The sequence below is a fragment of the Hymenobacter sp. genome (assembly GCF_036388155.1).
Taxonomy (GTDB): domain Bacteria; phylum Bacteroidota; class Bacteroidia; order Cytophagales; family Hymenobacteraceae; genus Hymenobacter.
This window is the reverse complement of the sequence record NZ_DASVSI010000134.1, coordinates 21,032-29,857: the sequence shown is the minus strand read 5'-3', so window position 1 is coordinate 29,857 and position 8,826 is coordinate 21,032. Positions and strand designations below refer to the sequence as shown.

Genomic DNA, 8,826 nt, shown 5'->3' with positions numbered 1-8,826 from the left:
ACGAACCAGCCCGCCAGCAATGGTGGCTTTAGCCCGGGTGTTCACCTCTTCCCATTCCGAACAGAGCCGTTAAGCCCCGGTGCGCCTATGGTACTGCCTTCACCGGTGGGAGAGTCGGTCGCCGCCAACCTTAGTTGCCCACGCCCCGCCGCTTTCCCCAGCGACGGGGCGTTTTTGCGTATATCCCCCGGGCCATTGGCTCGGCCAGCACAGGCCGCCATGCGCAGCCAGACGGCTTATTAAGGTTTTAAGGAATAGCTTTGCGGGCTTATAATTTAGATTAAGTTGTGCAAGTATCACCAGCGCGTTATAGCCGCAGCATTGATTGGATAACGGTGTTGCTTTATGCCGTACTGGTCGTTATTGGGTGGGTATGTATTTATGCTTCTAGTTATTCTCCTGATGCCCCGGCAAATGCTTTAGGAAGTTTAAGCTTTGATAAGCTTATGGCTTTTAACTGGTTCAAGCAATTACTGTGGATAGGAACCGCTGTTATATTGATTGTTGTGTTGCTGGTAGTTGATTATAAGGCTTACGATACATTTGCGTATGCTTTATATGGGGGCATGGTGGCTTTATTAGTAGTCACTATGTTTGTGGCGCGGCCAATTGCAGGTTCTCGTTCTTGGCTGGAAATTGGGCCTGTACGGCTTCAGCCTGCTGAGTTTGCTAAATTCACTACGGCTTTGGCAGCTTCTCGGTTTATGGCCAGCATCAATCTTAGGTATCAAGATTGGCGAGACCAATTGATGCTGGCAGGCATTACCTTATTGCCGCCGGTGCTCATTGTGGCATCTAATGAATCGGGGCAAGCCCTTGTGTTTGGCGCATTGTTGTTGGCGTATTTTCGGGAGGGAATGTCGCCGTTGATTTTGCTTTTGCTGGCGGGGGCCGGCGTTATATTATTGTTGGCATTGCTTGTGCCCAAGTTGTGGCTGGTTGGAGCATTTAGTGCAAATTTGGTAGCAGTACTGGCATTGAATCGTCGCGTGCTTCGGCACCATTTGCCCCTTGCAGTTGGTGTTTGGTTGACCGTTATCGGGATGGTAGTGGGAGTTGATTTTTTTTATAATAATATCCTTCAGCCACATCAAAGGCAACGCATTGAAGTATTGATTAATCCGTCATCGGACCCTTTGGGCAAGGGGTGGAATGTTACACAAAGCAAAATTGCCATTGGGTCAGGCGGGTTATTGGGCAAGGGTTTTCTGCAGGGCACGCAAACCAAGTTTGATTTTGTACCCGAGCAAAGCACCGATTTTATTTTTTGCACGGTAGGGGAAGAGTTCGGGTGGCTAGGAAGCTTTGTAGTGCTTGCACTCTACCTTACGCTTCTCTGGCGCATTATACATGTGGCCGAAAGACAGAAGTCGGTCTTTGGCCGAACCTACGGATACTGCGTGGCCAGTGTGCTGTTCTTCCACATGATGGTAAACATGGGGATGACAATTGGGCTAGCTCCTGTAGTGGGCATTCCGCTGCCATTTTTTAGTTACGGTGGGTCTTCGTTGTGGTCCTTCACCATTTTGTTATTCAGCCTATTAGCCTTGGATGCGTATCGCAAGCAAGACTTGGTACGCTAATGGGGAGCAACCGAGTGCCTGCTTGGGTATGGGCGTTGCTTATTGTGGGGCATGCCACAGCTTTAGCATGGGCATTGTATTCGGGTGGTTGGAACTTTACGGATTCTGGCAGGTATCTGCAAGCAGCGGAGAATTTGCGTGCGTTTGGAGAACTGTATGCGCGCCCTTGGACGACGGTACCACGAGGTCAGGACGTGCAAGAGTTTACCATTCGGTCTTTAGGATATCCGTTGGCGGTATATGCATTGGGTAGCGAAAGGACCCTGCCAGTCCTGCTGTTATTAGTGCAAAACTTGTTGAGTTTACTCAACTTGGGTTTGGTATTGCGCTGGTGGAATTCGCTTATGCAGCCTTCTCGCGTTGATTGGCTGTGGGCCAGTGTTGCAATTTTCTCGTTTCCGGCGCAATTCATTTATGCAAGTGTGGTGATGAGCGAAATGGTGATGCAGACGTTGGCATTGCTGATTGTTGTGGCGGGGTTGCTTTTTATCAGGACGTTGAAATGCCGATTTGCTTTCGGGGCTGCCGTAGCGGTGACGCTGGGACTACTGGTCAAACCGGTTTTTTATCCGCTGGCAGGGGGACTTGCGTTACTCGGGACAATACTTGCGTGGCGAAGTAGACGTTTGGCTTTATTTGCTATTGGATTAGTGCCCTTGGTGAGCGTGCTGTTTTACATGGGCTGGAACTACCAGCGAACGGGGTACTTCCATTATTCGAGCATAGCCGAAATAAACTTGCTTCACTACAACGCGGCGGGGGTGGTAAGACAAGCGCAAGGGGCTGCTGCTGAGGAGCAATGGGTAAGCGGCGTTTTAGCAGAGGCCAATGCACAGCCCAGTTTTGCTGGACAACAGCACCTGATTCGTGCACGAGCAACCACGGTGTTGCTAGCCCACCCGGTGTTGTACGCTAGGCAGCATGCACAAGGAATGGCCGCCTTTTTTTTGGACCCCGGCCGGTTTGATGTCGCTCAGTTTTTTCGCTTGAAGCAAATTGGTGTAAGCGGATTACTGACTAGCGTGCGAGACGGTAGCTTGTTGCAAGCCTTCGCAAAATTGCCCCTGGGTCTAATGGCATTTTTAGCCATAATTCTGTCGGCCAATGTTGTTCGGGCGGTGTTGGCGCTACGAGGGTTTCTGCTGCTGGGGAGCGGTGGGCCACTGGTGCGTATCGGGCGCTGGCTAGCGGCGGGGCTACTGTTGTACGTAGCGCTGCTGACGGGGCCGCTGGGGGCTGCGAGATTTTTGGTGCCCGTGTGGCCACTCTTACTTGCGTTGGCGCTGGTGGGGCAACAAGGCCAGAAAGGTAAAAATGCCTTACGCGCGAACGACAAGCCGTTGCCAATGGGTGAAAGCCAGCGCTAGGGCTGCGCAAAAAGCTGGGGCTGCAAGGTAGCCCATTCGGCCTAAGTCGCCGGAAAGCAACATATGCACCCCCACAACGGCAAGCAAGCCTATTTCAGCCCGGCCCAAGGTTGCGTAGAGCGAAAGCGAATTAAAGCGTGCGTTACGTTTATTGAGTACCAAGGCGAGGGGAACAATTAGCGTGAAGAGCCCGAATATGCTCAACACCTCGCCTAAGCCTTTGGGGGAAGCGGCACGGTGCAGAGAATAGGTGATGTTGGCAAGATGGGCCCACGCATTGGAAACAGACTGCGTAGGGGCAGCGCCAATGCGGCTGTCAACGAAATGGTGCGTGATTAGTAGGGCGGTTGCTCCTGCTGCTAGACCCAAAAGCTGCTTCAGCGATGATAAGGTGTGGCGACCAAACCACAGGAGCCAAGGCACAAGCAAAAAGAAGGACTCTTTTGAGAGTGGACCCACTACTAGCGCCGCCACCAAGGCCCATTTTCCGGCCGGGCCGCGGCGTACGCTGTAGTAAGCCAACCCAAAAACGAGTAAGTAAAGGCTGTCGGTGAGGGGAAGTCCGGCCGCGTAGGCTGCCCAGCGGCTGGTAAGCACCGCCAGCATGGCCAGGACTGCCGCCGTTGGGGAAGACCCTGTCAGCACAGCGCCGTTGTACCAGCAGGCAGCCGCTACGGCTAGTATTCCGCAGTTCAGGAGGTAAAAAGCGAAACGGAGGGGCCACTGCCCTGCCGGGCGTTGCGGCCATACCTGGCCATATACTTTGGCAATGGGAGCAGCCAAGGCCCCGGCGGCGGCTGGTACCAACACCCGATACCGATGCGTCACGCGGATGCTATCGAACCGCCCGGCGCCCATGCGCAGGTAGCTGCGGGTGTCGGGTGAGTGCGAAAAATCAAAGTGCACGTACATTGGATAGGCTAGATTGGCCAAAGCAGCCAAGGCTAGTAGCCAAGGCAGCAGCCAGCGGCGCGCTCTGGGCCCAAGGAAAGGCCTGCCCGGGGTAGGCACTGCACTACGCAAATTTGCGCTCGATGAGTTTGAGCAGCTTGTTGACGTGCTCTTCTTTGCGGCTCCAGTCGTAGCGCTGCGACAGGTCAGTGGTGACGTAGGCGCGGGCTTGGTCGGAGGAGGGCAACGAATCGAGGTGCTGAATGGCGGCGTGGTATTCCATGTTCTCGCCACTAAACAGCTCATTGATGAAGCTAAAACGCTGATTGATGGAAATGGCTTCGCGCAGTGTCTCGACTTTGGGGCCTACACGCTCGGCGGGCGCAACAGCAGCGCGCAATGTTTCGGCCAGTGGCGACGTGGCGGCTTGGCCAGCTTTCAGCTTTTCGTAGAGAGGCACCCCCGCGGGCTCGGTGTTAGGCAAAGGGCGGGCTACCGGTGCAGGTGGCGAAACCGGCGCAGCCGCAGCGGCTGCCGGGCCCACAGGCGCGGGCGCAACTGCAGGTGGCGGGGTGGCCGGTACCGCAGGAGGCGTCACAAACGTTGGGACTGCCACGGGCGTCGGCTCAGGGGCACGCGTGGCGGCGGGCTCGGGCGCGGCTGGCGGCAGGCTCGGGGCTGCGGTCACGGACACCGGGCCGTCCTCGAGCAGGTCGGCGGTGGTGAGGGGGAGGAGCGAGCTCAGTTCCTCCACCAAGCGCTGCATGGGCTGGTGGGCTTTATAGTTGGCGGCGTGATAAAGCTCGAAGCGGTGCGACAGAAAGTCGCGGCTCAAGTCGCTGCTGGCAGGCAGGCTTTCTACAAAGCCTTGGTAAAACGCCTTGTCGATGTCCAAGTAGCGCAGGTTATCGCGCAGAGTGGCCAGCGAGGGAGCCTCTGTACCGCCCAAGAGCAGGCGTTCAAAGCTTCCAATGGGGTCGGCCACTAAACCAAGCGTGTCGGCTGCGGCTTGGGCCAGCAAGGGCTCAAAAGCGGTGCGGCCCAGGCTAATGTGGCGCGACAGCACGTTCATGAACTGCGTGAGGGCCGCTTGCACGGGGGCGGCCTCAAAGTTGAAGTACGGGCTGCGCAGGCGAGCCGTCTCGGCTTGCCATTGGCCTAGTAGTTGGCGCACTACCAGTAAGTTGAGTTGGCGTACGGGGGTAAATTTCAACACCGCCGGGCCGTCGAGCGTGGCGGTGGGCTGGGAGCCAAAATGCTGGTCGCAGAGCCGGGCGGCCAGGCGGCGTCCATACTGCGCGCACTTGGCAAGGCTATATTTGTCGTTCATAAAAAGGCCAGGTTTCGGTGGCCGAAGTTAGGCACAAATGGCCCTGTTGACGATTGAGAACTTGCCCGGCGCACCCGTGCTGGTGCCCGAGGGCATGACGCTGTTGGCCGCGCTGCAAGCGGCTGGGCACGACTGGATGCACGCTTGTGGCGCCAAAGGCCGATGCACCACCTGCCGCTTGCAAATGCGCACGGGGCTGGAAAACCTTAGCCCGCCATCGGCGGCCGAACTACGCTACCGTGCGGCCGGAAGGCTGCTGGAAAACGAGCGGCTCACGTGCCAAAGCCAGCTGCTTGGGGGCGACGCCACGGGCCGCGTGCCCGAAGCCACGCAGTTGCCCCACGTGCAGTACCTCCCGGAGTAATCGCGGGGGGCACTGAATTTTCTTGACCCGTAGCTCGCACACGGGCGAGACACAGGCGCTCAAGTAGTTTGGCAATACGGCCTTCAACGCTGCGGAAAGGTGGGGCGTGCGCTCCGCGGTTCGTTCCTAACTTTAGGGTTCTAAACCTTTCAAGTCCGCCTGTACCTTGTTTATTGAACCCCGCGTCGGCAACCGCCACAACGCCCCACGCCGGGGCTGGATTGAAGTGGTGTGCGGCTCCATGTTCTCGGGCAAAACCGAAGAGCTGATTCGCCGCCTCACCCGCGCCCGCATTGCGCGGCAGCGGGTCGAGATTTTTAAGCCGGCCCTCGACACGCGCTACCACGCCGAAGACGTGGTGAGCCACAACGCCGCCCGCATTCGCTCCACGCCGGTGGCCATTCCATCGGAAATCCTGCTGCTGGCCGCCGGTTCCGACGTGGTGGGCATCGACGAAGGACAGTTTTTCGACGATTCGCTGGTCGACGTGTGCCAGCAACTGGCCAACAACGGCTCCCGGGTCATCGTGGCCGGCTTGGACATGGATTACCTGGGCCGCCCGTTTGGCCCCATGCCGGCCCTGCTGGCCACCGCCGAGTTTGTGACCAAAGTGCACGCCGTATGCGTGTGCTGCGGCGAAATTGCGTCGTACTCTTACCGCATCGCAGCCAGCGAAAGCCAGGTGTTGCTGGGCGAAACCGATTCCTACGAAGCGCGGTGCCGCCCTTGTTTTCTGGAAGGCATGCACGCCAAAGCGCCGGAGGTGCGTTCGGCCGCAGCGCACTAAACCGCCAGGTGCGGCGTTGGCATAGCAGTTGGGGTGTTCCTTGTCTTTAACTCGTGTTGTTGCTGAGCGTATGTTGCACGTTTTCCGTTGTTTGCTTGGCTTTGTCGGGCTGCTTTTTATTGGTGTAACGGTTCAGGCGCAAAGCACTGCGGGCTTTGGCGACTGGCAGTCGCACCTGCCCACCAACCACCCCTTGCGGCTGGCCGATGCCGGCGACCGCGTGTACGTGGCCACGGAAAACGCCTTCTACTTTCTGGATAAAAAGCTAAATACCACCCAGGTGTTATCGCGCCGCGACGGCCTGAACGATGTGGGGGTAACGGCCCTGGCCTACGACTCGGTGACGCGCCAAACGGTGGTGGTGTACCGCAACACCAACATCGACATTCTGCAGCCCAACGGCCGGATTCGAAACCTCAACGACGTGCTGCGCAAGGCCATACCAGGCTCCCGCGTAGTCAACCAAGTATCCATCAGTGGGGGCAAGGCCTATATGTCGACCAGCTTTGGCGTGGTGGTCGTGGACTTGGTCAAGCTCGAAATCAGCGACACCTACAGCAACATCGGGCCCGGGGGCACGGTCGTGAACGTGTACGACGCCGTGGCGGCCAACGGTTTCGTGGTACTGGCTACCGAGGCCGGCTTGCTGCGGGGGGCGCAAACCAGCAACCTACTTGACTACCGCAGCTGGGTGACGTACAAGCCGGCCGTTGGCTCCGTGCCAAACCGGGTTGTTTATCCTCACTTGGCCGTCTTTGCCGGGGAAGTGTACGCGGCCGTTCATGGTGGCGCTGGTTCATCCGTCTTCAAGCTGGTGCCGGGCAATCCCGTAACGTGGCAGGTGGTGCCTGGAAGCGGCACTGGCATATTTCGAAACTTGCGCAGCAGCGGCATTGGGGTATTCATCATCGACGACGGAGCCGGCGTGCGCCGTATCAACCGCACCGGCTCGATAACCACAGTAGTGCCACCCGTGGCCGGGGATTTTACGCAGGATGCCGTGCGCTCGCGCGATGGCAATTACTACGTAGCCAACTACGAGGCTGGCTTGAAGCGGGTACTGCCCGGCACCGGACAAACGCCCGAATTTTACGTGGCCAATGGGCCCGAAAACAGTTTAGCCTTCAGCATCTTGGCCGATGCTCGGACCAACAAAGTTGTTGTGTTCACCGGCGGATACTCGGAGCGCTACAACCCCACGGGAGGGAGGGCCGGTTTTTTTGAATATGCCGAAGGCCAATGGACCAACATTACTTCTAGGGCGTTGCCTAGCCTGACGGCGTATCCCAACCCCGTGAGCCCGGTGCGCGGGGTCCGCACGCCCGACGGCACATTGTACGTTGCCCACTATGGCGGCGGGTTGCTGGAGTGGAAGGGGCCAAGTGAGTTTCGCAGTTTCAAAGAAGGAAACCCAGCCGGTAGTCCGTTGCTGGTAACGTTTGGCGTTCCCGACCGGGTGGAAGTCACCGATTTGGCCGCCACTGCCGAGGGCAAAGTGTGGGTGGTAAACCGCCATTTGCAGCCCAACCGCTCGGGGCTGTTTGTCTTTGACCCAGTAGCGACCACGTGGCAAACCATTCCCTGGGTGTCGGGCCTGGAGACGCTGGAACGCATTGCGCTGGACGACAATGGCAATGCTTGGGTGTCAGTTGCGCGCAAAACGGATGGGTCCAGCGTCGGTGGGCCGGCCATTGGCTTGTTTGCTGTGGACCCCACCGGTGCCAAGCCCCCGCGGTTGTTCAACGTATCGAGCGGCTTGCCCGACAACCAGATTTACGAGTTGGCCAAAGACCGGCGGGGGTACATCTGGGCGGCAACCATTACGGGGGTGGCCGTTTTTAACGACCCCAGCGGCCCCTTTGAGCCCGGCACCGCCTTCACCCTGCCCAATGTGACGCGGGGCGAAGGCGCTGGCTTCCCGGCGCTTTTCAGCGAAGCCGTGCGCACGTTGGCCGTGGACGGTGGCGACCGCAAATGGTTCGGCACCGACAACGGCTTGTGGCTGTTCAGCCCCGACGCCGACGAAGCGCTGCTGCATTTCACCACCGCCAACAGCCCGCTGCCATCAAACCGCATTGTGGACGTGAAGGTGAACGACAAAACCGGCGAAGTTTGGGTAGCCACCGACGCTGGCGTGGTCACGTACCGCGGCGCGGCCAGCGTGACAGAGGGCAAGCCGCAGTGCGCGGCCGTGTTCCCCAACCCGGTGCGGCCCGAATTTGGTGGCATGGTGGGCATCACGGGGCTGGCTAATAACGCCGTGGTGAAAATAACCGACGTGGCCGGGCACCTGGTGTATTCCACCACGGCCAACGGCGGCACCGTCACCTGGAACATGGCCAATCCCAACGGTCAGCGTGTCCGTTCCGGCATCTACCTCGTATTATCGACGGATGCCGACGGCAAAAACGGCTGCGTGAGCAAAGTAGCAGTGCTCAGCAAGTGATTTATACGATGTGCTAATTGGTTGATGTGCTGATGCAAAGCTTCCGCTCCGTGTAGCT

7 protein-coding genes and 1 rRNA gene are annotated in these 8,826 nt (G+C 58.2%); 6 read left to right on the top strand and 2 right to left on the bottom strand.

Annotation, left to right across the window (positions count from 1 at the left end):
* Positions 1 to 18 precede the first annotated feature (18 nt).
* The 3 genes from rrf to VF629_RS18560 all read left to right on the top strand — a co-directional run bounded on the left by rrf (position 19) and on the right by VF629_RS18560 (position 2,950).
* Positions 19 to 130: ribosomal RNA gene (gene rrf, locus VF629_RS18570) — 5S ribosomal RNA — on the top strand.
* A 157-nt stretch (positions 131 to 287) separates the two neighbouring features.
* Positions 288 to 1,583, top strand: coding sequence for a rod shape-determining protein RodA (rodA, locus tag VF629_RS18565; RefSeq protein ID WP_331059998.1), 1,296 nt, complete (start codon positions 288 to 290; stop codon positions 1,581 to 1,583).
* A gap of 284 nt (positions 1,584 to 1,867) precedes the next feature.
* Positions 1,868 to 2,950 (top strand): hypothetical protein, encoded by a 1,083-nt coding sequence (locus VF629_RS18560; protein WP_331059997.1) that lies wholly within the window; start codon positions 1,868 to 1,870, stop codon positions 2,948 to 2,950.
* Here VF629_RS18560 and VF629_RS18555 read toward each other — a convergent pair.
* Together VF629_RS18555 and VF629_RS18550 are read right to left on the bottom strand one after the other, a co-directional pair.
* Positions 2,903 to 3,862 (bottom strand): hypothetical protein, encoded by a 960-nt coding sequence (locus VF629_RS18555; protein ID WP_331059996.1) that lies wholly within the window; start codon positions 3,860 to 3,862, stop codon positions 2,903 to 2,905. The two genes, VF629_RS18560 and VF629_RS18555, sit on opposite strands and share 48 nt — an antisense overlap.
* 103 nt (positions 3,863 to 3,965) lie before the next feature.
* Positions 3,966 to 5,171: a hypothetical protein gene (locus VF629_RS18550; RefSeq protein ID WP_331059995.1), complete on the bottom strand. Its 1,206-nt coding sequence runs from the start codon at positions 5,169 to 5,171 to the stop codon at positions 3,966 to 3,968.
* A gap of 37 nt (positions 5,172 to 5,208) precedes the next feature.
* On the opposite strand from VF629_RS18550, the gene VF629_RS18545 reads away from it, so the two are divergent.
* The 3 genes from VF629_RS18545 to VF629_RS18535 all read left to right on the top strand — a co-directional run bounded on the left by VF629_RS18545 (position 5,209) and on the right by VF629_RS18535 (position 8,768).
* Complete coding sequence (locus tag VF629_RS18545; RefSeq protein WP_331059994.1) at positions 5,209 to 5,535, top strand: 2Fe-2S iron-sulfur cluster-binding protein; 327 nt, start codon at positions 5,209 to 5,211, stop codon at positions 5,533 to 5,535.
* A gap of 166 nt (positions 5,536 to 5,701) precedes the next feature.
* On the top strand, positions 5,702 to 6,322 hold the full coding sequence (locus VF629_RS18540; protein WP_331059993.1) for a thymidine kinase: 621 nt from the start codon (positions 5,702 to 5,704) through the stop codon (positions 6,320 to 6,322).
* Positions 6,323 to 6,413: 91 nt separating this feature from the next.
* Positions 6,414 to 8,768, top strand: a complete 2,355-nt coding sequence (locus VF629_RS18535) for a two-component regulator propeller domain-containing protein (RefSeq protein WP_331059992.1) — start codon at positions 6,414 to 6,416, stop codon at positions 8,766 to 8,768.
* Positions 8,769 to 8,826: the final 58 nt, after the last annotated feature.